Genomic DNA, 25678 nt, shown 5'->3' with positions numbered 1-25678 from the left:
CTGGGGCGTACGTCAGGCTACGCACCGGCTTGGTATGAGCTGTGAGGCTTCTCCGCAGATCAGCGCACCCGCCCTCGTCAGGACACATCAGCGGCAACTGACGGGTAAGTGCAAATTATTTGGGATGGCCCGGAATAGGAACACAGGGGCACCCACGCTCGTTGTCATTACGTGAGCACGACACAGACACCACCTGTTCTCGCCGCAGAGCTGGCGCAGGCGTGGGCCGATATTCAGCGGTACCACCCCGAGCTGCCTGACCTTGCCGCGCCAGAGTCCCTGATCGGGGAGTCGTCGTCCGCGTGCGGGCACGAACTCTCCTTCGAGCGACTGCTTCACGAGGCAGTCCACGGCATCGCCGCCGCCCGCGGGGTCCGCGACACCTCCCGCGCCGGCCGCTACCACAACCGCCGATTCCTCGCCATCGCCGAGGAGCTGGGCCTGGACCACCCCGAGGAACCGCACCCCAGCAGCGGCTTCTCGCTGGTCACGCTCAACCCCGAGGCGAAGCGCCGCTACCGCCCCACCATGGAGCGGCTCCAGCGCGCCCTGAAGGCCCACACGGCGGCCACCTCCGCCGACACCTCCCGTACGTTCCGCGGCCCGGCCGCCCGGCACGGCTCCTCCGGTGGCGGGGTCCGCGTCAAGGCGGTCTGCGACTGCGGGCGCAACGTCCGGGTGGTCCCCTCGGTCCTGGCCCAGGCCCCCATCGTGTGCGGCGGCTGCGGCAAGCCGTTCCGCATCCCGGAGGTCGTGGGAGCGGCGGCGAGCTAGGGGTACGGCTGCTCGTGGCAGCCGTACCCGGCCCACCCGCCGGGGCTCGCGCACCCGACGTGACTCACCTCCACGCCGGGTGCCTCCCCGGCATGCCCTGACGGGGCCCCGTACCGCCGCCGGCGCCCTCGCCCGCACCCTCCGCCAGAAGCGACCCCCCGGGTATGGCACAATGGCTAGCTGTACTCGACAGTCGCACAGGACCCCTCTCTCCTCCGGCTGACGCGTCCATCGGGCACTCGGGTACCGCAACCCCACGCGGCAGTCTCGCCGTGCCCAACCACGTCAATTCCAGGAGAATCCACTCCCGTGGCAGTCAAGATCAAGCTGAAGCGTCTGGGCAAGATCCGTTCGCCTCACTACCGCATCGTCGTCGCCGACTCCCGCACCCGCCGTGACGGCCGTGCGATCGAGGAGATCGGCAAGTACCACCCGACCTACAACCCGTCGGTCATCGAGGTGGACGCCGACCGCGTCGCGTACTGGCTGGGTGTCGGCGCGCAGCCGACCGAGCCCGTCCTCGCCATCCTGAAGAAGACCGGCGACTGGCAGAAGTTCAAGGGCGAGCCCGCCCCGGCGCCGCTGCTCGTCGCCGAGCCGAAGGCCACCCGCCCGTCGTTCGAGGCGCTCGGCGGTGACGACGAGGGCAAGGGTGAGGCCATCACCCAGAAGAAGAAGGCTGAGAAGAAGGACGAGGCCGCGGCTGAGTCCGAGTCGACCGAGGCCTGAGCAGCATGCTCGAAGAGGCGCTTGAGCACCTCGTGAAGGGCATCGTCGACAACCCTGACGATGTGCAGGTCGCCTCGCGCGACCTGCGCCGCGGGCGCGTGCTGGAGGTCCGGGTGCACCCCGACGACCTCGGCAAGGTGATCGGCCGCAACGGCCGCACCGCGCGTGCTCTGCGCACCGTCGTGGGTGCCATCGGCGGGCGTGGTGTCCGTGTCGACCTCGTCGACGTGGACCAAGTCCGCTGACGCTTTCGCAGCACCGGCTCGGGCCGGGGAGGGCCACTGGGCCGTCCCCGGCCCGTAGTCGTATGACAGGAGAACAAGCACAGTGCAGCTGGTAGTCGCACGGATCGGCCGTGCCCATGGCATCAAGGGCGAGGTCACCGTCGAGGTGCGCACCGACGAGCCCGAACTCCGGCTCGCGCCCGGCGCCGTACTCGCCACCGACCCCGCCTCCGCGGGACCGCTCACCATCGAGACCGGCCGGGTGCACAGCGGCCGGCTGCTCCTGCGCTTCGCGGGCGTGAGCGACCGCACCGGCGCCGAGGCCCTCCGCAACATCCTCCTGATCGCCGAGATCGACCCGGAGGAGCTGCCCGAGGGCGAGGACGAGTACTACGACCACCAGCTCATGGACCTCGACGTGGTGACCGAGGACGGCACCGAGGTCGGCCGGATCACGGAGATCTCCCATCTGCCCTCCCAGGACCTGTTCATCGTCGAACGCCCGGACGGCAGCGAAGTCATGATCCCGTTCGTGGAGGAGATCGTCACCGAGATCGACCTGGAGGAGCAGCGGGCCGTCATCGCCCCGCCCCCGGGCCTGATCGACGACCGAGCCGAGGTCGCGTCCTCCCGCGACGACGATGAGTCCTCCCGCGACGAGGACGGGTCCTGATGCGGCTCGACGTCGTCACGATCTTCCCCGAGTACCTGGAACCGCTGAACGTCTCCCTCGTCGGCAAGGCACGCGCGCGTGGCCGGCTGAACGTGCACGTGCACGACCTGCGGGAGTGGACGTACGACCGCCACAACACGGTCGACGACACCCCCTACGGGGGCGGTCCGGGCATGGTCATGAAGACCGACCCCTGGGGCGACGCCCTGGACACGGTCCTCGCCGACGGCTATGAGTCCGGCGCCCAGGCCCCCGCGCTGATCGTCCCCACCCCGAGCGGCCGCCCCTTCACCCAGGAACTCGCCGTCGAGCTCTCCGAGCACCCCTGGCTGATCTTCACGCCGGCCCGCTACGAGGGCATCGACCGGCGGGTCATGGACGAGTACGCGACCCGGATGCCGGTCCACGAGGTCTCCATCGGCGACTACGTGCTCGCCGGCGGCGAGGCGGCCGTCCTGGTGATCACCGAGGCCGTGGCCAGGCTGCTGCCCGGTGTCCTCGGCAACGCCGAGTCCCACCGGGACGACTCCTTCGCGCCCGGCGCGATGGCGAGTCTCCTGGAGGGCCCCGTCTACACCAAGCCGCCCGTCTGGCGCGGCCGGGACATCCCGGACGTGCTGCTCAGCGGCCACCACGGGAAGATCGCCCGCTGGCGCCGCGACGAGGCGCTCAGGCGCACCACGGCAAACCGGCCCGACCTGATCGAGCACTGCGACCCCAAGGCCTTCGACAAGAAGGACCGCGAGATGCTCTCCATCCTGGGCTGGGCCCCGGACCCGGAGGGTGAGCCGTACGGTCGATTTTGGCGCAGGACCGGGGCCGTGGAAGAATAGACCGCTGTTGTGCGCCCGTCCGGCGTGCGCCCCTGCCACAGGGGGACACGACGCCCGTCCCGACCCGCACGGCAGACCTCTTGTACACCTAGTTCCCGTTGATGACCTGTGGCATCAGCGAAGAAAGCAGACGAAATGTCTCACCTGCTCGACACCGTCGACGCCGCGTCGCTGCGCAGCGACATCCCGGCCTTCCGCCCGGGTGACACCGTCAACGTGCACGTCCGCGTCATCGAGGGCAACCGCTCCCGTGTGCAGCAGTTCAAGGGCGTGGTGATCCGTCGCCAGGGCGCCGGTGTCCGCGAGACCTTCACGGTCCGCAAGGTCTCGTTCTCCGTCGGCGTCGAGCGCACCTTCCCGGTGCACACCCCGATCGTCGAGAAGATCGAGCTGGTCACCCGTGGTGACGTGCGCCGCGCCAAGCTGTACTACCTCCGTGAGCTGCGCGGCAAGGCCGCGAAGATCAAGGAGAAGCGCGACAGCTGAGCGCTTTTCGGGGGTCACGGCGGAGCCGGATAGCATCTGGCTCCGATGGACACCGAAGCACAGCCGAGGGAACGCGACCGTTCCTCCCTTCCCGGTACACCGGGATCGGAGGGCCGGTCGCGTTTCGCGTTGGTGGCGTGGGCCGCCGACCGGCTGCCGGGCGGCAGGATCAGCCTCACCCTCCTCGCCTGCCTGGGGTTTTTGCTGCTCCTCAACGCTTTCGTGGTGCAACCGTTCCAGATTCCGAGCGGATCCATGGAACAGGGATTGAGGATCGGCGACCGCGTCCTCGTAAATAAGTTGGCGTACCGTTTCGGTGCCCAGCCGCGCCGCGGCGACGTGGTTGTCTTCGACGGGACCGGGTATTTCGGGGACGCCGACTACATCAAACGCGTTGTCGGGGTGGGGGGAGACCATGTGGTGTGCTGCGACGAGAAGGGGAGGATCGAGGTGAACGGCCGACCGGTCGACGAGACGGCGTTCCTCTATCCCGGGGACACCCCGTCCACCGTCCCCTTCGACGTCGTCGTGCCCGCGGGCCGCCTGTTCCTCCTCGGGGACCACCGCGGCGACTCCAGCGACTCCCGCGACCACCTCGGCTCACCCGGCGGCGGCATGGTGCCGGTCGGCGACGTCATCGGCCGGGCCGACTGGATCGTCTGGCCGTACGACCGGCTGACCCGGCTGCACCGTCCGTCCGCGTACGCGCGTGTGCCCGCCGCGGAGGGCGCGCATGGGTAACCGCGGCAGGCCACGTGGGGTGTCCAGCACGCCGGCCGACAACCTGCTGCCCACCGGGACGCGCCGCACCTCGGCGGCCGGCCCCGGCCGCAGCCGCGCCGAGCGGCGCAAGCTCCAGCGCAAGGTGAAGCGCAAGCGCAGGCGTTCGGCCGTTCGGGAGATCCCCCTTCTGGTCGGTGTCGCCGTCCTGATAGCGCTGGTCCTCAAGACCTTCCTCGTCCAGGCGTTCGTGATCCCGTCCGGCTCGATGGAGCAGACGATCCGGATCGGCGACCGCGTCCTGGTCGACAAGTTCACCCCGTGGTTCGGCTCCAAGCCCCAGCGTGGGGACGTCGTGGTGTTCCACGACCCGGGCGGCTGGCTGGCCGACGAGCAGACCGCCAAGAAGCACGACCCCATCGTCGTCAAACAGGTCAAGGAAGGCCTCACCTTCATCGGCCTGCTGCCCTCGGACAACGAGAAGGACCTGATCAAACGGGTGATCGGGGTCGGCGGCGACCACGTCAAGTGCTGCGACGCGCAGGGCCGGGTCACCGTCAACGGCGTCCCCCTGACCGAGGGCCCCTACCTGTATCCCGGCAGCGCCCCGTCCGCCACGCCCTTCGACATCACCGTGCCCGAGGGGCGCCTGTGGGTGATGGGCGACCACCGGGACAACTCCGCGGATTCCCGCGCCCACCAGAACACGCCGTACGGCGGCACGGTCTCCGAGAACTCGGTGGTCGGCCGCGCCATGGTGATCGGCTGGCCCGTCGGCCACTGGACCCGCCTCGACGAACCTAAAACCTTCGCAAGCGTTGTGAACTCCGTGTCGGGGTCGACCGTGGCCCCTGCGCTGTCGCATAGGGTTGCCTCCGACGATCCGAACGCAATCACCCAGCTCCCGACCCCTGCGGAACTCCCGCTCGTTATGGGAGTGGTGGGCCTGCACCGTGCATGGGGCAGGCGGCGGCACAGAGTAAGGAGTTGGCGTGGGGGATGTGGCGGTTGGCGCACGGTCGGGACACGACGGCGAGGAGCACCGCGGGCACCCCGTGGAGGCGAACGTCCCCGGTCCGGACGGCGCCATGACCTCCGGGAACTCGGAGTTCTCGGCGACGGGAGACGACACGCCGGAGGGACAGCGGCCCGGGGCCCAGAGCGACGGCACGGACGAGGGCGCACGCCCGCCGAAGAAGCCCCGCTCGTTCTGGAAGGAACTGCCGATCCTCATCGGCATCGCGCTGGTCCTCGCCCTGCTGATCAAGACGTTCCTGGTCCAGGCGTTCTCGATCCCGTCGGACTCGATGCAGAACACCCTCCAGCAGGGTGACCGCGTCCTGGTCGACAAGCTCACCCCGTGGTTCGGCTCCAAGCCCGAGCGCGGCGAGGTCGTCGTCTTCCACGACCCGGACAACTGGCTGGCCGGCGAGCCGACGCCCAACCCGAACCCGGTGCAGAAGGTGCTCAGCTGGATCGGCCTGATGCCGTCCGCCGAGGAGAAGGACCTGATCAAGCGGGTGATCGGCGTCGGCGGTGACACCGTCGAGTGCAAGGGCACCGGCCCGCTCGTGGTCAACGGCAAGGCGCTGAACGAGCCCTACGTCTACCCGGGCAACACCCCGTGCAGCCAGGACGACCAGGGCGGCCAGTTCAAGGTCAAGGTCCCCAAGGGCTACATCTGGGTGATGGGCGACCACCGCCAGAACTCCCGCGACTCGCGGTACAACCAGTCCGACAAGCACCACGGCATGGTCCCCGTCGACAAGGTCGTCGGCCGCGCCATCGTCAAGGCCTGGCCGATCAACCGCTGGGGCACCCTGCCCGTCCCGGACACCTTCGACCAGCCCGGCCTCAACCACCAGTCCTCGGCCGCGGCCTCCCTCTCGGTGGCCCCGGAGGGCGTCGCCGTGGCGGCGGTGCTGCCGGTGGCGCTGTGGCGGCGCAGGCGGACCGAGCCGGTGGAGGCCGGGAAGCGCTGACGACGCCGGTCGTGAACATGCCGGTCGGGAATGTGCGGGCCGCGAAAGAGGGGCTGCCCCTGCTCGGTACTGCCGGGTAGGGTGCGGGCCATGGGTGGCGAGAGCACGACGCGTACGGCCCCGCGCAGCGGGAGCACAGGCACGGCACAGGCCGGCGGCAGCCGGCTCGGGCAACGGCTGTCCGGGCTGGCCGTGGCGCTGGGTCTGGTCATGTTCCTCGGCGGATTCGTCTGGGGAGCCCTGATCTACCGGCCGTACACCGTGCCCACCAGTTCGATGACCCCGACGATCGACATCGGCGACCGGGTGCTGGCCGAGAAGGTCGACGGCGGCGAGGTCAAGCGCGGCGACGTCGTCGTCTTCCGCGACAAGGACTGGGTCGCCAACGCCAAGGTGGTCAAGCGGGTCGTCGCGGTCGGCGGCGACACCGTCTCCTGCTGCACCGACGGCAAGCTCACCGTCAACGGCAAGCAGATCGACGAGCCGTACCTGCCCGAGGGCAGCCTGGCCGAGATCAAGAACTTCCCGACGGTCACCGTCCCCGAGGGCCGCCTCTTCCTGCTCGGCGACGAGCGCCAGGGCTCCCTGGACTCCACCGCCCACCTCACCGACGCCGCCCGGGGCACGGTGGCCCGCGACGCCGTCTCCGCCCGCGTCGACGCCGTCGTCTGGCCCATGAAGGGCATGCTCAAGCGGCCCACCGGCTTCGAAACGCTGGGCACCCTCTCCCAGCCGGGCCCACTGCGGACCATCGAACTGCTGATCGTCGTCGGTGCCGTCCTGGTCCTCGGCGGCGGCGCCTACGGCCCGATCGCCAAGCGGCTGGGCCGCTCCCGCGCCCGTGGCTGAGTCCACCGGACCCACGCAGGCCGGCGGGGACACCTACCGGGGCGGTCTGCGCAAGGTCGCCCGGGTGATCCTGCTCGACCCCCGCGACCGCATCCTCCTGCTGCACGGTCACGAGCCGGACGACCCGGCCGACGACTGGTGGTTCACCCCCGGCGGCGGAGTGGAGGGCGACGAGACGCGCGAAGAGGCCGCTCTCAGGGAACTCGCCGAGGAGACCGGTATCACCGACGTCCGGCTCGGTCCCGTGCTGTGGCGCCGGCGGTGCTCCTTCCCGTTCGCCGGCCGCCGTTGGGACCAGGACGAGTGGTACTACCTGGCCCGCACCACCCAGACGGCCACCGCGGCGCTGGGCCTGACCGAGCTGGAGCGGCGCAGTGTCGCCGGAGCGCGCTGGTGGACGTGTCAGGAACTGACCCGGTCACATGAGACGGTGTATCCGACCAGACTCGCCGGGCTGCTGCGCACGCTGCTCGACGAAGGTCCCCCGGCCAGGCCCGTGACCCTCGACACGGAAATCGTCTGAGGGTCCGTCGGACTGGCGCACAATGGGTGGGATCGCACGGCTGAAGGGGAACATGCCATGAGCGCCGAGGACCTCGAGAAGTACGAGACCGAGATGGAGCTGAAGCTCTACCGGGAGTACCGAGATGTCGTCGGTCTGTTCAAATACGTGATCGAGACAGAGCGGCGTTTCTATCTCACCAACGACTACGAGATGCAGGTGCACTCGGTACAGGGTGAGGTGTTCTTCGAGGTCTCCATGGCCGACGCCTGGGTCTGGGACATGTACAGGCCGGCTCGCTTCGTGAAGCAGGTCCGCGTCCTGACGTTCAAGGACGTGAATATCGAGGAGCTCAACAAGAGCGACCTCGAACTTCCGGGCGGCTGACACGCCCGCGACTTCCTCGTTCGGGTGACGGGGTTGTCCACAACCGCCGGGTACTCCACCAAGATCCACTTCTGGGCCCGTGATGCGTGACGGTGGGCGCCGGAGGTGGTGCCGACATGAGCAGGGCACGCAGGGGACTCGGCAGGTACGGCGAGGATCTGGCCGCGCGGCGGCTGACCGAGGCCGGTATGACGATCGTGGAGCGCAACTGGCGCTGCGGACGGTCCGGCGAGATCGACATCGTGGCCCGGGACGGGAGCACGCTTGTCGTCTGCGAGGTGAAGACCCGCAGGTCAGGGACGTTCCAGCATCCGATGGCCGCGGTGACGCCCGCGAAGGCGCGACGGCTGAGGGACCTCGCCGAACGCTGGATCCAGAGCCACGGCGGAGCCCCGCCGGGAGGCGTCCGCATCGATCTGGTCGGCGTCCTCCTGCCCCGCCGGGGCGCCGCGACCGTCGAGCACGCGCGGGGGGTGTCCTGACATGGGATTCGCCCGTACGTGCTCGGTGGCCCTGGTGGGCGTCGAGGGAGTGGTCGTCGAGGTCCAGGCCGACCTGGAACCCGGCGTGGCGGCCTTCACCCTGGTGGGCCTCCCCGACAAGAGCCTGACGGAGAGCCGCGACCGGGTCCGCGCGGCGGTGGTGAACTCGGGCGGCGAATGGCCGCAGAAGAAGCTCACCGTCGGGCTCAGCCCGGCCTCCGTGCCGAAGGCCGGCTCCGGGTTCGACCTGGCCGTCGCCTGCGCGGTGCTAGGCGCCGCCGAACGCGTCGACCCGAGGGTCCTCGCCGACCTCGTCATGATCGGGGAACTGGGCCTGGACGGCCGGGTGCGGCCGGTGCGCGGCATCCTGCCCGCCGTCCTCGCGGCCGCCGAAGCGGGCTACGAGCAGGTGGTCGTCCCCGAGTGCGCCGCCGCCGAGGCATCCCTGGTCCCCGGCGTGTCCGTGCTCGGCATCCGCAACCTGCGCCAGCTGATCGCCGTCCTCACCGACGCACCCGTGCCCGAGGAGGAACCCGACGACCAGGGACGACCCGACCCCCTGCTGGCCGGCCTGCGGGTGCCGGGCACCGGAGCGGCCACCGGCATGCACAGCGCCGGTGCCGCGCAGTACGACCAGGGCCACGACCTGGCCGACGTCGTGGGCCAGACCTCGGCCCGCACGGCCGTGGAGGTGGCCGCGGCCGGCGGACACCACCTGTTCCTGGAAGGACCTCCGGGAGCGGGCAAGACCATGCTCGCCGAGCGGCTGCCCGCCGTGCTGCCCCGGCTCACCCGCGAGGAGTCGCTGGAGGTCACGGCGGTGCACTCGGTGGCCGGGCTGCTGCCCCCGGGAAAGCCGCTCATCGACGTCGCGCCCTACTGCGCCCCGCACCACTCGGCCACGATGCAGTCGCTCGTCGGCGGCGGCCCGGGCGTCGCCCGCCCCGGCGCCGTCTCCCTCGCCCACCGGGGCGTGCTGTTCCTCGACGAGGCGCCCGAGTTCCACGGCCAGACCCTGGACGCCCTGCGGCAGCCCCTGGAGTCCGGGCACGTGGTGATCGCGCGCAGCGCCGGCGTGGTCCGGTTCCCCGCCCGGTTCCTGATGATCCTGGCGGCCAACCCCTGTCCCTGCGGACGCTTCTCGCAGCGGGACGCCCTGTGCGACTGCCCGCCGTCGGCGATCCGCCGCTACCAGGCCCGGCTCTCCGGCCCCCTGCTGGACCGGGTCGACCTGCGGGTCGAGGTCGACCCGGTCACCCGCGCCCAGCTCACCGACCCCGGCGCCCGGGGCGAGTCCACCGCCACCGTGGCCGAGCGGGTCGGGGCGGCCCGGGAGCGGGCGGCCGCCCGGCTCACCGGGACCCCGTGGCGCACCAACGGCGAAGTGCCCGGACGGGAACTGCGCGGCCGTTTCCACGCCGCCGCCGGAGCGATGGACGAGGCCGAGCGCAACCTCGAACGCGGTGTGCTCACGGCCCGCGGCATCGACCGGGTGCTGCGCGTCGCCTGGACGGTCGCGGACCTCGTCGGCCACGACCGCCCGGACGCCGGCGACGTCGGTCTCGCCCTGCACCTGCGCACCGGAGTGCCGCGGGGCGTGCCCATGGCCATCGGGGCCCTGACATGACCGGGAGCCCGGCACGGCGGCGGCACCGGCACGACGGGGCACCTGGCACGGCGGGGGCACCGGCATGACCGCGGGCGACCGGGAGCGGAAGGGGCAGCGGGAACTGCTGGACCGGGTCTTCCTCACCCGGGTCGTCGAGCCGGGCGACGAGGTCGCGGGCCGGTGGCTGCGGAGGTACGGGCCGGGGGAGACGGCGCGGCGGCTGCGGGACGGCGGGGAGCCGCTGCCGGGCGTGAGCGCGACACGGTGGGGCGGCCTGGTCGCCCGGGCACGGCGGGCCGATCCGGAACGGGACCTCGACGAGGCGCACCGGGCCGGCGTGCGGTTCGTGGGCCCGGGGGACACGGAATGGCCCGGCCAGCTCGACGACCTCGGGGACGCACGGCCCCTGGGACTGTGGGTCCGGGGGCGCCCCGGGCTGCGGATGTGGGCCCTGAGATCCGTCGCCGTGGTCGGAGCCCGCGCCTGCACCGAGTACGGCATCCATGTCGCCGGTTCGCTTGCCGCGGAGCTCGCCGAGCGGGGCTGGGTCGTCGTCTCGGGCGGTGCCTACGGGATCGACGGGGCCGCCCACCGCGGCGCCCTCGCCGCGGGCGGAGCCACCGTCGCCGTACTGGCCTGCGGGGTCGACCGCCCCTACCCGCGCGGCCACACCGCCCTGATCGACCGGATCGCCGAACAGGGACTGGTGATCGGTGAGTTGCCGCCCGGAGAGCATCCGACGCCGAGCCGCTTCGTGCTCCGCAACCGGGTGATCGCGGCCCTGACCAGGGGAACCGTCGTCGTGGAGGCCGCCTGCCGCAGCGGCTCGCTGGTCACCGCCCGGGCGGCGGCGCGTCTGGGCAGGCTCACCATGGGCGTGCCGGGGCCCGTCACCAGCGGGCTCTCCGCCGGCGTGCACGACATGCTGCGCGGCGAGGCGGTCCTGGTCACCGACGCGGCCGAGGTGGTCGAAGTCGTGGGCGACATGGGTGAGCTGGCTCCGCCCCGGCGGGGGCCGGTCCTCCCGCGTGACCTGCTGGAGCCGGCCGCCCGCGCCGTGCTGGCCGCCCTGCCGGGGGATCGCGCGGCCCCCGTGGGCGAGATCGCGTGCGACGCGGGCACCACCGCGGACGACGTGATCGCGAGACTGTACGAACTCCGAGCACTTGGTTACGTCGAACGACACGGCGACGGCTGGAAGTTGACACGCCAGGCGATGATCTCCGCCCGGACCGGCCGGGAGGGATGTTGACCGAGCGTGTTCGGCCGTCCGGGGGAACCCCCTACATCCTTGGGAATTCCCGGAGTTGGCACCCGCGTCCGATCACGCAGAGCGAGCCGCGCGGTGCGACGGAAGACCCGGTGGGGGAGGTTCGCGCAGGGGTGGTGCCTCGCCGTTCGCACACCGCGACTCCTCAGTCACGCTACGCTCACGAAGTCCGGGCGCAGAACGCGCCATCTCGACATCAGGCCGACAGCTCACCCAGGTGCCCCACAGCGGTGCACGACCCCCAGGGCACCCCACCCACCCCACCACATCCCACCTCCGGTCACTTCCCCCGCTCCACGGCAGAACACGGCACTTCACGGCAGAACGGCACAAGGCGACGAATGCCCCAGCACACCTCCGGGTCAGACCGGGCGGCGATCCCCCCAGCCGCCCGCGACGGTGGCAGCGTGCGGCCGCCCGCTCCCTCGACGCTCGACGAGCTGTGGCGGTCGTACAAGGCGACGGGGGACGACCGGCTGCGGGAGCAGCTGATCCTGCACTACTCGCCGCTCGTCAAATACGTGGCGGGCCGGGTCAGCGTCGGTCTGCCGCCCAATGTGGAGCAGGCCGACTTCGTCTCCTCGGGCGTGTTCGGGCTGATCGACGCGATCGAGAAGTTCGACGTCGACCGGGAGATCAAGTTCGAGACCTACGCGATCACCCGGATCCGGGGCGCGATGATCGACGAACTGCGGGCGCTGGACTGGATCCCCCGGTCCGTCCGGCAGAAGGCGCGCAACGTCGAACGGGCGTACGCGACGCTGGAGGCGCGGCTGAGGCGTACCCCCACGGAAGGGGAGGTCGCCGCCGAGCTCGGCATGGAGGTGGACGACCTCCACGCCGTGTTCAGCCAGTTGTCGCTGGCCAACGTCGTGGCCCTGGAGGAGCTGCTGCACGTCGGCGGCGAGGACGGGGACGGGCTCAGCTTCATGGACACGCTGGAGGACACCGCCGCCGACAACCCGGTGGAGGTGGCCGAGGACCGGGAGCTGAGACGGTTCCTGGCCCGGGCGATCAACACCCTGCCCGACCGCGAGAAGACCGTGGTCACGCTCTACTACTACGAGGGCCTGACCCTCGCGGAGATCGGGAACGTGCTCGGGGTCACCGAGAGCCGGGTCAGCCAGATCCACACCAAGTCGGTGCTCCAGCTGCGGGCCAAGCTGGCGGCCTTCGGGCGCTGACTCCTCCCTTCCGGGGTGGCGGGTCCGTAAAGTGGTTGACGTGCCAAGGATTCGAGCGGCCTCCGTGGCCGAGCACCGGTCGATGCAGCGAGCCGCCCTGCTGGACGCGGCTCGGTCCCTGCTGTCCGAGGGCGGGACGGAGGCGCTGACCTTCCCCGCCCTGGCCGAGCGCACGGGGCTGGCGCGCTCGTCCGTGTACGAGTACTTCCGCTCGCGGGCCGCGGTGGTCGAGGAACTGTGCGAGGTCGACTTCCCCGTATGGGCGGCCGAGGTCGCGGCGGCCATGGAGCGTGCGGCGACGGCCGAGGACAAGGTCGAGGCGTATGTGCGGCAGCAGCTCGCGCTGGTCGGGGACCGGCGGCACCGGGCCGTCGTGGCGATCTCGGCGAGCGAGCTGGACGCGGGCGCGCGCGAGAAGATCCGGGCGGCGCACGGGGAACTGGTCGCGATGGTCGTGGAGGCCCTCGGCGAGATGGGCCACGAGCAGCCCCGGCTCGCCGCGATGCTCCTCCAGGGCGTCGTGGACGCGGCCGTCCGCCGCATCGAACTGATCGCCGCGGAGGACCCCTCGACGGTGACGGACGCGGCGGTGAGCATGGCCCTGCGCGGGGTAGGGGGCTGACCCCACCACTCCCACCAGATCCCCCGGCCCGGCACGCCCGGCGCCCGGCTGTGACGTCCCCGGCCCTCGGCCCCGCCGCGCACGGAGGCCGTCACCCCGGCAGCGGCACCCCCAGGACCGGCAGCAGGCGGGAAGGGCCGTTGCGGAGCAGCCAGGGTGGGAGCAGGGACAGGGGGTTCAGGTAGGTCTCGCCGCGCAGCAGGCCCCAGTGGACGCAGGTCGTGGGGCAGTGCGGTGCCGGGGTCTCGACCGTGCCGACCACCTCGCCCGCCCGCACTACGTCCCCCTTGCGCACCGACGCGCGTACCGGCTCGTAGGTGGTCCGGAGGTCCGTGCCCGTCAGCTCCACCGACACCACGCCGCGTCCGGCCACCCGGCCCGCGAAGGACACACGGCCGGCGGCGACCGCCCGGACCGGGGCTCCGGGCGCCGCGCCCAGGTCGACACCACGGTGCCCGGGGCCGTACACCGTCGCCGGCGGCTCCCAGCCGCGCAGCAGCACCGGCCGTACCCCGACCGGCCAGGCGCGCCCGATGGCCGGAACCCCACCCCCGGCCGGCGGCGCGGGTGCCGGGACCGGGACGTCCGCACGGGCCGGGGGAGTCGGCGCGGACACCGCGCAGACCAGCGGCAGACCCGCCCACAGGGCCACGTATCGCATCGCTCGTCGCATGCGAGAACCCTCCACCGGACGAACCGATCATGGCCGGGATCTGTGGACAACCCGCCGGTTGTGGACAGCGGCGTCACCCGCCGCCTCGCCGGTCCCGTACACTTCTTCTGGCGATCCGGGTCACCGGGTCGACTTCGCACGCCCCGGTACGGCATCCGGAAACGGTTCGTACCAAGCGCCCCTCGGTCCCTAGCGGCACGGCGCATCGCGGGCGTCAGGCGCGGCCGCCGTCCGGCGGGCGCGGCACAACCGAGAAATTCAAGGAGATACGGCCATGGCCGTCGTCACGATGCGGGAGCTGCTGGAGAGCGGCGTCCACTTCGGTCACCAGACCCGTCGCTGGAACCCGAAGATGAAGCGCTTCATCTTCACCGAGCGCAACGGCATCTACATCATCGACCTGCTCCAGTCGCTGTCGTACATCGACCGCGCCTACGAGTTCGTCAAGGAGACCGTCGCCCACGGCGGCACGGTCATGTTCGTCGGCACGAAGAAGCAGGCGCAGGAGGCCATCGCCGAGCAGGCCACCCGCGTCGGCATGCCCTACGTCAACCAGCGCTGGCTGGGCGGCATGCTCACCAACTTCTCCACCGTCTACAAGCGTCTGCAGCGCCTCAAGGAGCTCGAGCAGATCGACTTCGAGGACGTCGCCGCGTCGGGTCTGACCAAGAAGGAGCTTCTCGTGCTCTCGCGCGAGAAGGCCAAGCTGGAGAAGACCCTCGGCGGTATCCGCGAGATGCAGAAGGTGCCCAGCGCCGTCTGGATCGTGGACACCAAGAAGGAGCACATCGCGGTCGGTGAGGCCCGGAAGCTCAACATCCCGGTCGTCGCGATCCTCGACACCAACTGCGACCCCGACGAGGTCGACTACAAGATCCCGGGCAACGACGACGCGATCCGCTCCGTCACCCTGCTCACCCGCGTGATCGCCGACGCCGTCGCCGAGGGCCTCATCTCCCGCTCGCGCGTCGCCACCGGCGACAAGGGCGAGAAGGCCGCCGGCGAGCCGCTCGCCGAGTGGGAGCGCGACCTCCTCGAGGGCGAGAAGAAGGCCGACGAGGCCGCTCCGGCCGCCGAGGCCGCCCCCGCCGCCGAGGCCGAGAAGCCGGCCGAGGCCCCCGCCGCCGAGGCCCCCGCCGCCGAGGCCGAGAAGCCGGCCGAGGCTCCCGCCGCCGAGGCCGCCCCGGCCGCCGAGGGCGAGCAGGCCTGACGTCAGCGTTGACGGCGGGGGCGGCACCAGCAGCGCCTCCGGCGCGGTGAAGTCCGCCCCCGCCGTTCACCCGCAGGTCGGCACGCCGTCCGTTGTCCGCGATCACATGTGGACCGGAGCGTGCCGCTCTCCGATCTCCCAAGACTTCGAGAAAGACTCACAGACTCATGGCGAACTACACCGCCGCCGACGTCAAGAAGCTCCGTGAGCTCACCGGCGCCGGCATGATGGACTGCAAGAAGGCGCTGGACGAGGCCGAGGGCAACGTCGACAAGGCCGTCGAGGCGCTGCGCATCAAGGGCCAGAAGGGCGTCGCCAAGCGCGAGGGCCGCTCCGCCGAGAACGGCGCCGTGGTCTCCATCATCGCCGACGACAACTCCTCCGGCGTCCTCGTCGAGCTGAAGTGCGAGACGGACTTCGTCGCCAAGGGTGACAAGTTCCAGGCCGTGGCCAAGGCCATCGCCGAGCACGTCGCCAAGACGAACCCGGCCGACCTGGAGGCCCTGCTCGCCTCCGAGATCGAGGCCGGCAAGACCGTCCAGGCGTTCGTGGACGAGGCCAACGCCAACCTCGGCGAGAAGATCGTCCTGGACCGCTTCGCGCAGTTCACCGACGGCTACGTCACCGCCTACATGCACCGCACCATGCCCGACCTGCCCCCGCAGATCGGTGTCCTGGTCGAGCTCGACAAGCCGAACGCCGAGATCGCCAAGGGCGTCGCCCAGCACATCGCGGCCTTCGCGCCGAAGTACCTCGCCAAGGACGACGTCCCGGCCGAGGTCGTCGAGTCCGAGCGCCGCATCGCCGAGGAGACCACCCGCGCCGAGGGCAAGCCCGAGGCCGCGATCGCCAAGATCGTCGAGGGTCGTCTGAACGGCTTCTTCAAGGACGCCACGCTGCTCGGCCAGCCGTACGCGCTCGACAACAAGAAGTCGGTCCAGAAGGTGCTGGACGAGGCCGGTGTCACCCTGAAGCGCTTCACGCGCATCAAGGTCGGCATCTGAGTCCGTACCGCGATCGACGCGCGACCCCTATAGGGTCGACAGCAGTCGTCCGGGCACACCGCCACACCCAGGCACGTGGCGGACGGCAGCAGATCTGACGAGGAGGCCATTGCCGCGCATGGGAGCGAAAAGCGAACCCATCGGCAATGGCCTTCTTCGTATGTGCAACACGTGAAAGAGGCGGGATCTCCATGACCACCAAGGCCCAGAAGAGCGACGACGGCAAAGTACGCGGCCGGTTTCTGCTGAAGCTGTCCGGAGAAGCCTTCTCCGGAGGCGGGGGCCTGGGCGTGGACCCGGACGTGGTGCACAAGATCGCCCGTGAGATCGGTGCCGTCGTCCGCGACGGCGCCGAGATCGCCGTCGTCATCGGCGGCGGCAACTTCTTCCGCGGCGCCGAACTCCAGCAGCGCGGCATGGACCGGGCGCGCTCCGACTACATGGGCATGCTCGGCACCGTGATGAACTGCCTCGCCCTCCAGGACTTCCTGGAGAAGGAGGGCATCGACAGCCGGGTGCAGACCGCCATCACCATGGGCCAGGTCGCCGAGCCGTACATCCCGCTGCGCGCCGTGCGCCACCTGGAGAAGGGCCGCGTGGTCATCTTCGGCGCCGGTATGGGCATGCCCTACTTCTCCACCGACACCACCGCCGCCCAGCGCGCCCTGGAGATCGACGCCGAGGCGCTGCTCATGGGCAAGAACGGTGTGGACGGGGTCTACGACTCCGACCCCAAGACCAACCCCGACGCCGTCAAGTTCGACGCCCTCGGCTACGGCGAGGTCATCACCCGCGAGCTCAAGGTCGCCGACGCCACCGCGGTCACCCTCTGCCGTGACAACAAGCTGCCGATCCTCGTGTTCGAGCTCCTGGCGGAGGGCAATATCGCGCGGGCCGTCAAGGGTGAGAAGATCGGCACGCTGGTGGGTGACCACGACAGCCGGAACTGACCGGCACGCCCCGTCGCCCGGGGTACGACACCTGTCCGGGGGACGGACGGGACGCACCCTGGCCGGGGGATGGACAATGTCCTGCCGGTCGGGAACCGTGCAGGAAGAAGACGCGACGCAGCCGGCCGCCGCCCCTACGAGGAACCGCAGCCGGGCCTTACTCAAGACACGCAGGAGCAAGTGGTGATCGAAGAGACCCTCCTCGAAGCCGAGGAGAAGATGGAGAAGGCCGTCGTGGTCGCCAAGGAGGACTTCGCCGCGATCCGCACCGGCCGTGCGCACCCGGCGATGTTCAACAAGATCGTTGCCGACTACTACGGCGCCCTGACGCCGATCAACCAGCTGGCCTCGTTCTCCGTGCCGGAGCCGCGGATGGCCGTCGTGACGCCGTTCGACAAGAGCGCGCTGCGCAACATCGAGCAGGCGATCCGCGACTCCGACCTGGGCGTCAACCCCAGCAACGACGGCAACATCATCCGTGTGGTGTTCCCCGAGCTGACCGAGGAGCGCCGCCGCGACTACATCAAGGTCGCCAAAAGCAAGGCGGAGGACTCCCGGGTGTCGATCCGCTCCGTGCGCCGCAAGGCCAAGGACGCCATCGACAAGCTGATCAAGGACGGCGAGGTCGGCGAGGACGAGGGCCGCCGCGCCGAGAAGGAGCTGGACGACACCACGGCGAAGTACGTCGCCCAGGTGGACGAGCTCCTGAAGCACAAGGAAGCGGAGCTGCTCGAAGTCTGATGAGCGACTCTTCCTGGGGGGCACCGCCGGCGGCGGGGCAGGCCGGGTACTGGGGGCCCACCGCGGGTGGGCCTGTCCAGGGGGCTGCCCCGGCGGGTCCCGCGTACGATGCGCCTCAGGCGCAGCAGACTCGCCCCATGCCCATCGTGCCCGACGACCCCGCCCACGGCGGGGCCCAGGACGACGACCGGGGGGCCGCTCGGCTGAGCGGTCCCTTGTTCCGAGACGAGACGCAGGGTTTCACCCACGGTCAGGCCGGGCCGACGCACGACCCGACGCCGTACTCCACGCAGAGTCCGGCGCAGTACCCCGCACAGAGTCAGACGCAGTACCCCATGCAGAGTCAGACGCACAGTCCGACGCGGAATCCGGAGCCCATGTCCCACGCCCCGCAGCCGGCGCCAGCGCCGCAGAAGAAGAGCGCGGGCCGTGACCTGAGCGCGGCCATAGGGGTCGGCGTGGGCCTCGGTGTGCTGATCATCGCCTCCCTGTTCATCGTCAAGGCCGTGTTCGTCGGTGTCGTCGCGGTCGCCGTGGTGGTGGGTCTGTGGGAGCTGACCAGCAGACTGCAGGAGCGCAAGGAGATCAAGGCGCCGCTGGTGCCGCTCGCGGTCGGCGGCGCGGCGATGGTGGTCGCCGGCTATGTGCGGGGTGCAGAGGGCGCGTGGGTGGCCATGGCGCTGACGGCCCTCGCCGTGCTGGTCTGGCGCATGACCGAGCCACCCGAGGGCTACCTCAAGGACGTCACGGCGGGCGTCTTCGCCGCGTTCTACGTGCCGTTCCTGGCCACCTTCGTCGCGATGATGCTCACCGCCGATGACGGCTCCTGGCGGGTCCTCACCTTCCTGCTGCTGACGGTCGTCAGCGACACGGGCGCGTACGCGGTCGGCTGGCGCTTCGGCAAGCACAAGCTCGCCCCGCGCATCAGCCCCGGCAAGACCCGCGAGGGCCTGCTCGGCGCGGTGCTGTTCGCCATGGTCGCGGGCGCGCTGTGCATGCAGTTCCTGATCGACGGAGGCAGGTGGTGGCAGGGCCTGTTGCTGGGCCTCGCGGTCGCCGCCAGCGCCACGCTGGGCGACCTCGGCGAGTCCATGATCAAGCGGGACCTGGGCATCAAGGACATGGGCACCCTGCTCCCCGGGCACGGCGGCATCATGGACCGGCTGGACTCCCTGCTGCCGACCGCTCCGGTGGTGTGGCTGCTGATGGTGGTGTTCGTCGGCTCGGCGTGACCGAACCGGTTCCCCGGCCGTGGGGCTCACGGCTTTGCGGGCCTCGTCCTGGAACACGGGACGGGGCCCGTCGGTGCACCTAGGGCGTGTATCGAAAGCGCGGACAGGCCGGGCGGGGTGATGCCCCGGCCCGGCCTGTCCGCTCTCTGCTAGAGGTCGAGCTGATGCTGGTGTGTCGTGTGCGTGGGTGTGTAGCCGAGACCGTCGTTAATTCGTCGCATGTGCGCGTTGCTGTCGGCGGTGTCGGTCAGGAGGCCACCGAGGTCCGGATAGTCCCTGTGGGCCTGCCGGATCGACTCGGCCTTCATCCATCGGCCGAGGCCGTGACCACGGTGCTCGGGCAGCACGCCCGTGCCGTAGTGCTGGCCGTCACCTGCGCCGTTGCCGGGGATGACGAGTTCGGTGAAGGCGGCGATCGAGCCGTTGGAGGCGTCGATGGCGACAACGGTGTGCAGGTGGTCGCCTCGCTGTTCGACGGCCTTCGCCGCGGCCCGCACGCGGTCCACGTCCCAGGCCACGGTGCCGTACTCGGCGTCGTCCATGGGCATGTCGTCCATGGCGCGGCGTGAGGCGGCGAACGTCTGGGCGAGGTCGTCGGGGACGGTTCCCTGCCATGACGTCAGCCGGTAGCCGGGATGAGGACGCTCGACGATCCCAGCCAGGACGGTGGTGTCCACCTCGGCCATTGCGAGGCGGGTATACCTGAAGGTGAGGACCTTCCGGAAGCCGCGCGCTGCCAGGAAGTGGTCGCCGGGCGATCCGGCTTCTGCCTGCGCGACGACCCGGCGCCGGGCGTTGTCCCGGGCGGTGGCCACGGCGGTGTTGAGGAGCCGGGAGCCGATGCCCTTGCGGCGCTCCGCAGGATGAACGCGGAGGTCGAGCTCGGCCAGATGCTCTTGTCCGCCGTCGAGCAGGCGCAGGAAGGCGGTCCCGGCAGGGATGGAGTCCGCGTCCGACGCCAGCCAGGCAAGACGCCGGCCGTGTGGCCCGCAGGCGGGGTCGGTCAGTGGGGTGATGCGAAGGGACAAGGTGTCTCCGTCGTGAGGAGGTGGCACAGGTCAGTACGCGAGCTCAACTCCTGGGCACTCGTGCGCATGTGCACCACACCTCCTCATCGACAGCGTCGGCCTGCACCGATGCGGGCGGCCTGGGTGAACCTAGCTGGCCGACGGACCTCTGGGCAACGGATTAACGAAGAGGCGGTATGCGTGTGTGGTCACAGCCACTCGTTGATGGCCGCGACGAGGACGGTCGCCTCATAGCGGACCGCGAGTTTGTCGTATCTCATGGCGACAGCCCGGTTCCCTTGAGTCGGTTGATCCCGCACTCGACCGCATGGCGCTTGCGGTAGTCAACCGGGTCAAAACGCGGCGGCCGGCCGCCGCGAGAGCCCAGCTTCTGACGGTTGCGGGCCTGGTCTGCCTTGTCCGGGATGGTGCAGCGGATCCCACGTCGGCGCAGGTATGCGCGGTTTCTGCGGGAGGCGTACGCCTTGTCAGCCCGAACTCGATCGGGACGAACACGTGGCCTGCCCCGCCCGATGCGGGGCACGCGAACCTTCTCCAGCACAGGTTCGAACTGCGGCGAGTCTCCACGCTGCCCTGCCGTCACCACGATCGACATGGGCTTCTGCCCCTGCTCGACGGCCAGGTGCAGCTTGGTGGTGAACCCACCGCGCGACCGCCCCAACCCGTGATCACCAGGCTCGGTGAAGACACCACCCGGTGACTCCTTCTGCAGGTCACCCCGCTTCCGGGCCCCGGCCGCATGCTGATGGGCACGGCATACCGTGGAGTCGACGCTCAGGTCCCACGTGATCGCACCCTTCACATCGGCCAGGGACTGGAGCTGGGTGAGGACCCGGTGCCAGGTGCCGTCTCGTTGCCACCGGCGGAACAGGTCGTAGATCCGGCCCCACGGCCCGTACTCGACGGGCACGTCCCGCCACGGAACATCGGTACGGACCCGGAACCGTATGCCGTCGATCAACTGCCGCCGAGACCAGACAGGCGGTCGCCCCGCCTTCGCCCCCTTCGGCAACAGCGTCTCCAGCACCGCCCACTGCTCGTCCGTGAGATCTCCCCGACCCATAAACAGTGATCATTCACAGGCCAAGATCCACTTTCGATACACGACCTAGTCGGTCTTGAGCTCGGCCTGGGGGTCGTCCTCGTCCTCGCCCGCGTCCCAGTCGGCCAGCGGCGCACCGCTCACGGTGGTGATCTCCAGCACGGTGCACCCCATGAGCCGTACGGCGGCGAAGAGCCGGTCACGGGCCGCGATGCGGTCACCGGGCGGGAAGGCGACGCGTATCTGGTGCGGGTGCGAGCGGTCGTAGGTGAGCTGCCAGTCCGTGTCGGCGGTCGCGAAGTGGTCCTGGCCGTGGGCACCGTCCCCGGACTCCCACGAGCCCCGGTCCAGGGTCGGCGCGAGCACGTCCCGCAGGATGCGCAGCCGCTCGGCGTACGGCCGGGAGCCCTCCGACAGCCGCAGGCACCGGTGCGTCCGGCGCCGGAACGGGTTGAACCAGGGTGCGAGGTCCGGCTCCATGTCCTCCAGGACGGTGGAGCGCAGACGCCCGGTCACCCACTCCTCGATGAAGCGGGACGTGGTCAGGGCGTGCTCCTCGCGCCCGGTGCCCCGCCCGTTGATCACCACCGGCCACGCGTCGGGGTCGCCCTCGGGGCGCCAGCAGAGCCGGTCGGCGTCCATGGTGCCGCCCCACACGAGCAGCCCGTCGCAGAGCTCCAGACCGCTGTGCCGGTTCGTCCCGAACGGGGTGCGCAGGTACAGGTAGTCGCAGAACTCGCCCCAGCCGTACGTCTCGGCCAGCAGCCGGTAGTCCGCGGGAAGCCGCACCCCGAGCCGTGCCTCGGCCCCGGCCCAGTCCCCGTGCCCGTCCACCGGGTCGGCCGGCGGGGCCACGATCCGGGTGAGCGCTTCCAAGCCGGTCACGGCAGCTCGGCCCGGGCCAGCGCACGGGCGGCCGGCTCCCCGCTGCGGCGGGCGTAGGACAGCCGCTCCTTCACCTCGCGCAGCGAGCGCGGCCGGAATCCGGGGCCGCCGCAGCAGGTCTTGTGGAAGCCCAGTCCCGCGTGGAGCAGCACCGTGAGCGTCCGCCAGGCCGCCCGGTCCCGCTTCGGTGGCGCGGCGAAGGCCGAGCCGGCGTACATCAGGGCACCGGCGCAGCGCGGGCAGACGCGCTCGCGCCACGGGTCGTACGGCTGCTTGTAGGACACCCGGCAGGACAGGCACACGTACGACGTCTTGGCGGCAGGCATGGCCTCAGCGTAGGGAGCCGCGGGGTGCCGGCCAAGCAGGTTTCCAGGTGACCCGGAAGTCGGCCCCGCCGCTCAGGGGGTGACCGAGCTGCGGATGGCGGCGATGTCGAACTGGAGGCGCACCTTGTCGCTCACCATGGCCCCGCCCTGGGCCAGCCGGGCGTCGTAGGTCAGGCCCCAGTCGGACCGGTTGATGGTCGTGGTGCCGTCGAAGCCGACGCGCTCGTAGCCGAAGGGGTCGGTCACATGGCCGATGTACGTCAGTTCGAGAACGACGGGGCGGCTGGTGTCCTTGATGGTGAGGTCGCCGGTCATGCGGTACACGTCGGGGCCGGCGAGCTGCACGGCGGAGCTGGTGAACGTCATCCGGGGGTACGCGGCGGCGTCCAGGAACTGGCGGCCGACCAGGTGCGCGTCGCGCTGCTCGACACCGGTGTCGACGCTGGCGGTGTACAGCACGAGGTCGGCCCGGGACCGGTCCGGATCGCGGCCGTCGAAGTAGAGACGGCTCTCGTACTCGGTGAAGGAACCGCGCACCGTCGTCACCATCGCGTGCCGCACGGAGAACCCGATCCTGCTGTGCGCCGGGTCGATCATCCACTCGCCGGTGAGGGAGGCGAGGCCGGGATCGGGCAGGACGGCGGTACCACGGGAGGCCGGGGCGGCGGTCGCCACCGATGTCGCGGACGGCTCCGGGCGCCGGGGGTGAGAGTTGCGGCCGAAAAGGTTCATAGAGCACCTTGTTACGTCAGCCCGAAGCCCCCGACAAGCCCCGACCAGGAAACCCTCCCGTTCACCGGCAGAACTTCACAAGAGGGCGGGGCGTCTCCTCGGCAAAGCCCGTGCGTCATCCGCACGGCCGACGCTACGGTGCCCTCATGACCGCCAACCGAAAGGGCAATGCCGCGTAGGCGCCCCTCCGCCGTACGGGACACCCTTCCCGCACGCCGCTCCAGGTACTCGTACCGCCGGCCGTATCCGCCGATCAACGGGCTGTCCGGGGCGTGCACCGCCCATATCCGCAGACTCGAACACCTGCGCTTCCATCCGGGCGAGACGGACCGGGCCTTCTGGCACTGGGCCGCCCTGGCCCACGGCCCGCTGAGGGCGATCGCCGACCCCTTCACCTCGACCCGGTGCGGAATACCGGAGTGCGGCTGCGATCCCGGCTACTTCCGCGACCACCTCGAAGAGGTTCTGCACGCCCTGCCCAGGAAGTCGGCACGGGAACTGCGGGCGCTCGTGTGGGCCCTCGACTCCAAGATCCTCGAACGAGCCGAGGTCGTACGCGCTGACTCTCCTGGACTTCCGTGGTGGCGAGATCAGCTCTGAGCCCGGACTTCGCCGCCCCGCTGCCGCTGTTCAGGGAAGGTCCGTCAGCTCCTCCGCGAAGATCTGGGACAGGGGCTGCGGTCCGACGTACTGCTGGCAGTTGCACTGGCCGGCCTCGAAACGCAGGGGCTTCTTGTTCTCGTCCCAGGCCGTGGGCACCTCGACGCGTTCATGGCACCGGCCCTGCTTGTCGTGCTTGGCGAGGTGGTGGGTGCAGCCGCACACCGGCTCCGGCGACTTGTGCGCCGCCTCGACGGCCAGGCGCTCCTGCTTCGCCGCCTCCAGCAACTGCATCTTGCGCTCATGCCGGTTGCGCAGCGCGGTGCGGACGTTGTCGGCCACCCACGCGAAACCACCCGTCCAGAAGATGATCAGAACCCACCAGAACCAGTCCATCGACCGCCCCTTCCCCCGTATCCGGCGTGCCCGGCTGCAAGCCAGCCTAGAGGGGGCTCGGGGCATCTTGAACTCCGTGCGCGAACACCCGTCCTGACTGATGCGGGCGGGCGCTCCCGACGGGGAGCGACGCAACGACTGTTGCCCCGGACCGGGGTGTCACTCCCCGCACCCAGTTCCCCGAACGGGGTGCCGGGTGGCCCGGGGCGCGGTCAACTCCCAGCAGGTGACCCGGCGCGTGCGCTCCCGTGCCAGAACGGACAGGGAGTCACGCGGAACCGGGGGGCGAGGGGCGACTTCCATCCGATCTGATCAGGCCGGCGATCCCAAGGTCACGCCCGTTCTCGCCCCACCTCGCTGAGAAAGCGGTGGCCGACGGTAATCACGCTGGTCATGATGGCGTCGAGGCCGGGCAGCACCACGGGTGAGTGGTGTGTTTCGACGACGGTGCGCGCCTAGGAGGCGGGCGAGGGGGAGGGGACGGCCAATGTCGGGAGAGGTACGTGACTTTTTGTGCTGGCGAGGGCCGGTCTCGGTGAACGTATTCGTCATCGGCTCCGGCAACACCCCGTTGCCGGAGGAGGCCTTCCACCTCGCCGGGCTGGTCCCTGACGCCCTCCTGCCGTTCCCTCTGCTTGAGCAACCCGAAGCCGTCGAGCGGCTCGGTCTGGTGTCATACGACATCGACTTCGACGACGTCTCGCTAGATCTGCGGCAGTACACGCGAGCAGTACTTCAGCGTGTCTGTGCAGGCACGCGCGCAGTGGCTTGGGCAGCTTTCGAGGGGTCGTTCGACTACGACGAACTCCTCACCGACCAGGTGGCCCACCAGGTCTACGGCTACTGCATCACCGGTGCCGAACCAGTGGTCGAGTGGAGCACCGCAGCCCTGCGAAGCGAACAGTGGCGCCGCCGAATCGCCGAGGCCCGAGAGGCTTTGGGCGCCTTGCTGTCCGCTTCGGAGACAGGAGGCAGGAAGAGCCGCGCCGACTGAGTGTCTGACTGGGTGACGACGCCGACGAGCAGCGGCGAACACTCGCGAACGTCTACGGACCGTCAGCCCAGGTGAACACCCCGCCGACCTAAGGAGGCGCCCGTACCCGACTTCCTTCGGGACGAAGCAGCCACGTTCGGCGGCTTACTCCGTCAATCTTCAGAACTGCAGGTGCCCCCAAACCCAGCCGCTGCCACCGGGGACGTTGCCTCCGGCGACCTGGCACCAGGATTCCCGCTCACAGCGTCCCACGAGCTCGACTTGTTGGCCGACGCGCAGGATGCCGATCACCCGCCCGGCACCGTCCGGCTCGTTCTTGACGTTGTAAACGTCTACATCCTCACCAACCACCGTCGCCATTCGTCCTGCAGGGGACGGTGCTTGTCCGAACTGCAGGTGCCCCCAAACCCAGCCGTTGCCACCGGGGACGTTGCCTGCGGCGACCTGGCACCAGGATTCCCGCTCACAGCGTCCCACGAGCTCGACTTGTTGGCCGACGCGCAGGATGCCGATCACCCGCCCGGCACCGTCCGGCTCGT

General features: G+C 70.5%; 31 protein-coding genes and 1 pseudogene. 24 read left to right on the top strand and 8 right to left on the bottom strand.

What is annotated here, in order from left to right; translation table 11 throughout:
• Positions 1–171: 171 nt before the first annotated feature.
• The 17 genes and pseudogenes from PV343_RS22450 to PV343_RS22370 all read left to right on the top strand — a co-directional run bounded on the left by PV343_RS22450 (position 172) and on the right by PV343_RS22370 (position 13326).
• A complete protein-coding gene (locus tag PV343_RS22450; RefSeq protein ID WP_020942483.1) occupies positions 172–774 on the top strand; it encodes a hypothetical protein in 603 nt (200 codons plus the stop codon).
• A gap of 309 nt (positions 775–1083) precedes the next feature.
• On the top strand, positions 1084–1503 hold the full coding sequence (gene rpsP, locus PV343_RS22445; RefSeq protein WP_020942484.1) for a 30S ribosomal protein S16: 420 nt from the start codon (positions 1084–1086) through the stop codon (positions 1501–1503).
• Positions 1504–1508: 5 nt separating this feature from the next.
• Complete coding sequence (locus PV343_RS22440) at positions 1509–1748, top strand: RNA-binding protein (protein WP_033321114.1); 240 nt, start codon at positions 1509–1511, stop codon at positions 1746–1748.
• Between the two features lie 82 nt (positions 1749–1830).
• Positions 1831–2400 carry a ribosome maturation factor RimM gene (gene rimM, locus PV343_RS22435; protein WP_319148750.1) on the top strand — a complete coding sequence of 190 codons (570 nt, stop codon included), beginning with the start codon at positions 1831–1833 and terminating at the stop codon, positions 2398–2400.
• Positions 2400–3233 carry a tRNA (guanosine(37)-N1)-methyltransferase TrmD gene (gene trmD, locus PV343_RS22430; protein ID WP_319148748.1) on the top strand — a complete coding sequence of 278 codons (834 nt, stop codon included), beginning with the start codon at positions 2400–2402 and terminating at the stop codon, positions 3231–3233. The genes rimM and trmD overlap by 1 nt, the downstream gene beginning before the upstream one ends.
• 135 nt (positions 3234–3368) lie before the next feature.
• Complete coding sequence (gene rplS, locus PV343_RS22425; protein ID WP_319148747.1) at positions 3369–3719, top strand: 50S ribosomal protein L19; 351 nt, start codon at positions 3369–3371, stop codon at positions 3717–3719.
• Between the two features lie 45 nt (positions 3720–3764).
• Positions 3765–4460 carry a signal peptidase I gene (gene lepB, locus PV343_RS22420; protein ID WP_319148746.1) on the top strand — a complete coding sequence of 232 codons (696 nt, stop codon included), beginning with the start codon at positions 3765–3767 and terminating at the stop codon, positions 4458–4460.
• Positions 4453–5541, top strand: a pseudogene (gene lepB, locus PV343_RS22415) (signal peptidase I); the annotation flags it as partial. The gene lepB (PV343_RS22420) and the pseudogene lepB (PV343_RS22415), both read left to right, overlap by 8 nt.
• Positions 5432–6421, top strand: a complete 990-nt coding sequence (gene lepB, locus PV343_RS22410) for a signal peptidase I (protein ID WP_319148745.1) — start codon at positions 5432–5434, stop codon at positions 6419–6421. The pseudogene lepB (PV343_RS22415) and the gene lepB (PV343_RS22410), both read left to right, overlap by 110 nt.
• 90 nt (positions 6422–6511) lie before the next feature.
• Positions 6512–7270 carry a signal peptidase I gene (gene lepB / locus PV343_RS22405; RefSeq protein ID WP_319148744.1) on the top strand — a complete coding sequence of 253 codons (759 nt, stop codon included), beginning with the start codon at positions 6512–6514 and terminating at the stop codon, positions 7268–7270.
• Complete coding sequence (locus PV343_RS22400; RefSeq protein ID WP_319148743.1) at positions 7263–7793, top strand: NUDIX hydrolase; 531 nt, start codon at positions 7263–7265, stop codon at positions 7791–7793. Before lepB (PV343_RS22405) ends, PV343_RS22400 begins: the two co-directional genes overlap by 8 nt.
• Positions 7794–7850: 57 nt before the next feature.
• Positions 7851–8159 carry a DUF2469 domain-containing protein gene (locus PV343_RS22395; protein WP_003965949.1) on the top strand — a complete coding sequence of 103 codons (309 nt, stop codon included), beginning with the start codon at positions 7851–7853 and terminating at the stop codon, positions 8157–8159.
• Positions 8160–8245: 86 nt separating this feature from the next.
• Positions 8246–8641 carry a YraN family protein gene (locus PV343_RS22390; RefSeq protein ID WP_319148742.1) on the top strand — a complete coding sequence of 132 codons (396 nt, stop codon included), beginning with the start codon at positions 8246–8248 and terminating at the stop codon, positions 8639–8641.
• 1 nt (position 8642) lies between these two features.
• A complete protein-coding gene (locus PV343_RS22385; protein WP_319148741.1) occupies positions 8643–10268 on the top strand; it encodes a YifB family Mg chelatase-like AAA ATPase in 1626 nt (541 codons plus the stop codon).
• Positions 10269–10332: 64 nt separating this feature from the next.
• Complete coding sequence (gene dprA / locus PV343_RS22380) at positions 10333–11502, top strand: DNA-processing protein DprA (RefSeq protein WP_319148740.1); 1170 nt, start codon at positions 10333–10335, stop codon at positions 11500–11502.
• A 359-nt stretch (positions 11503–11861) separates the two neighbouring features.
• Positions 11862–12704: an RNA polymerase sigma factor WhiG gene (whiG, locus tag PV343_RS22375; protein WP_020942497.1), complete on the top strand. Its 843-nt coding sequence runs from the start codon at positions 11862–11864 to the stop codon at positions 12702–12704.
• Between the two features lie 64 nt (positions 12705–12768).
• Positions 12769–13326: a TetR/AcrR family transcriptional regulator gene (locus PV343_RS22370; protein ID WP_319148775.1), complete on the top strand. Its 558-nt coding sequence runs from the start codon at positions 12769–12771 to the stop codon at positions 13324–13326.
• A gap of 91 nt (positions 13327–13417) precedes the next feature.
• Here the strand turns inward: PV343_RS22370 and PV343_RS22365 are convergent, their stop codons facing one another.
• Complete coding sequence (locus PV343_RS22365) at positions 13418–13999, bottom strand: murein hydrolase activator EnvC family protein (protein ID WP_319148739.1); 582 nt, start codon at positions 13997–13999, stop codon at positions 13418–13420.
• A 274-nt stretch (positions 14000–14273) separates the two neighbouring features.
• Here PV343_RS22365 and rpsB point away from each other — a divergent pair, with 274 nt between their 5' ends.
• The 5 genes from rpsB (at position 14274) to PV343_RS22340 (ending at position 19136) form a co-directional block, all read left to right on the top strand.
• The gene (gene rpsB, locus PV343_RS22360) at positions 14274–15209 is read left to right on the top strand and encodes a 30S ribosomal protein S2 (RefSeq protein ID WP_319148738.1); all 936 of its coding nucleotides are present in this window, start codon (positions 14274–14276) and stop codon (positions 15207–15209) included.
• Between the two features lie 167 nt (positions 15210–15376).
• The gene (tsf, locus tag PV343_RS22355; RefSeq protein WP_319148737.1) at positions 15377–16213 is read left to right on the top strand and encodes a translation elongation factor Ts; all 837 of its coding nucleotides are present in this window, start codon (positions 15377–15379) and stop codon (positions 16211–16213) included.
• Positions 16214–16404: 191 nt separating this feature from the next.
• Positions 16405–17163, top strand: coding sequence for a UMP kinase (gene pyrH / locus PV343_RS22350; RefSeq protein WP_319148736.1), 759 nt, complete (start codon positions 16405–16407; stop codon positions 17161–17163).
• Between the two features lie 183 nt (positions 17164–17346).
• Positions 17347–17904, top strand: coding sequence for a ribosome recycling factor (frr, locus tag PV343_RS22345; RefSeq protein WP_317445634.1), 558 nt, complete (start codon positions 17347–17349; stop codon positions 17902–17904).
• On the top strand, positions 17904–19136 hold the full coding sequence (locus PV343_RS22340) for a phosphatidate cytidylyltransferase (protein ID WP_319148735.1): 1233 nt from the start codon (positions 17904–17906) through the stop codon (positions 19134–19136). The genes frr and PV343_RS22340 overlap by 1 nt, the downstream gene beginning before the upstream one ends.
• A gap of 149 nt (positions 19137–19285) precedes the next feature.
• On the opposite strand, the gene PV343_RS22335 is transcribed toward PV343_RS22340, so the two are convergent.
• The 5 genes from PV343_RS22335 to PV343_RS22315 form a co-directional block, all read right to left on the bottom strand.
• Positions 19286–20164, bottom strand: a complete 879-nt coding sequence (locus PV343_RS22335) for a GNAT family N-acetyltransferase (protein WP_319148734.1) — start codon at positions 20162–20164, stop codon at positions 19286–19288.
• A 188-nt stretch (positions 20165–20352) separates the two neighbouring features.
• A protein-coding gene (locus PV343_RS22330; protein WP_319148733.1) for an IS5 family transposase occupies positions 20353–21227 on the bottom strand; the annotation gives its coding sequence in 2 pieces (ribosomal slippage) (positions 20353–20438 and positions 20438–21227; 876 coding nt in all).
• Positions 21228–21272: 45 nt separating this feature from the next.
• Positions 21273–22091 (bottom strand): hypothetical protein, encoded by an 819-nt coding sequence (locus PV343_RS22325; protein ID WP_319148732.1) that lies wholly within the window; start codon positions 22089–22091, stop codon positions 21273–21275.
• Entirely contained in the window at positions 22088–22417 is a 330-nt protein-coding gene (locus PV343_RS22320) for a deoxyxylulose-5-phosphate synthase (RefSeq protein WP_319148731.1), read from the bottom strand. The genes PV343_RS22325 and PV343_RS22320 overlap by 4 nt, the downstream gene beginning before the upstream one ends.
• Before the next feature lie 72 nt (positions 22418–22489).
• Positions 22490–23149 (bottom strand): YceI family protein, encoded by a 660-nt coding sequence (locus tag PV343_RS22315; protein WP_319148730.1) that lies wholly within the window; start codon positions 23147–23149, stop codon positions 22490–22492.
• A 168-nt stretch (positions 23150–23317) separates the two neighbouring features.
• Here PV343_RS22315 and PV343_RS22310 point away from each other — a divergent pair, with 168 nt between their 5' ends.
• Positions 23318–23749 (top strand): hypothetical protein, encoded by a 432-nt coding sequence (locus tag PV343_RS22310; protein WP_319148729.1) that lies wholly within the window; start codon positions 23318–23320, stop codon positions 23747–23749.
• Positions 23750–23779: 30 nt separating this feature from the next.
• Here PV343_RS22310 and PV343_RS22305 read toward each other — a convergent pair whose 3' ends face one another.
• On the bottom strand, positions 23780–24145 hold the full coding sequence (locus tag PV343_RS22305; protein WP_319148728.1) for a hypothetical protein: 366 nt from the start codon (positions 24143–24145) through the stop codon (positions 23780–23782).
• Positions 24146–24680: 535 nt separating this feature from the next.
• On the opposite strand from PV343_RS22305, the gene PV343_RS22300 reads away from it, so the two are divergent.
• The gene (locus PV343_RS22300; protein ID WP_319148727.1) at positions 24681–25139 is read left to right on the top strand and encodes a hypothetical protein; all 459 of its coding nucleotides are present in this window, start codon (positions 24681–24683) and stop codon (positions 25137–25139) included.
• Positions 25140–25298: 159 nt separating this feature from the next.
• On the opposite strand, the gene PV343_RS22295 is transcribed toward PV343_RS22300, so the two are convergent.
• Positions 25299–25678, bottom strand: a 380-nt coding sequence (locus PV343_RS22295) for an SH3 domain-containing protein (protein ID WP_319148726.1), incomplete at its 5' end; no start/stop codon positions are given.

This window comes from Streptomyces sp. WI03-4A (assembly GCF_033792105.1).
GTDB lineage: Bacteria > Actinomycetota > Actinomycetes > Streptomycetales > Streptomycetaceae > Streptomyces > Streptomyces collinus_A.
This window is presented reverse-complemented; position numbering and strand designations above follow the sequence as displayed.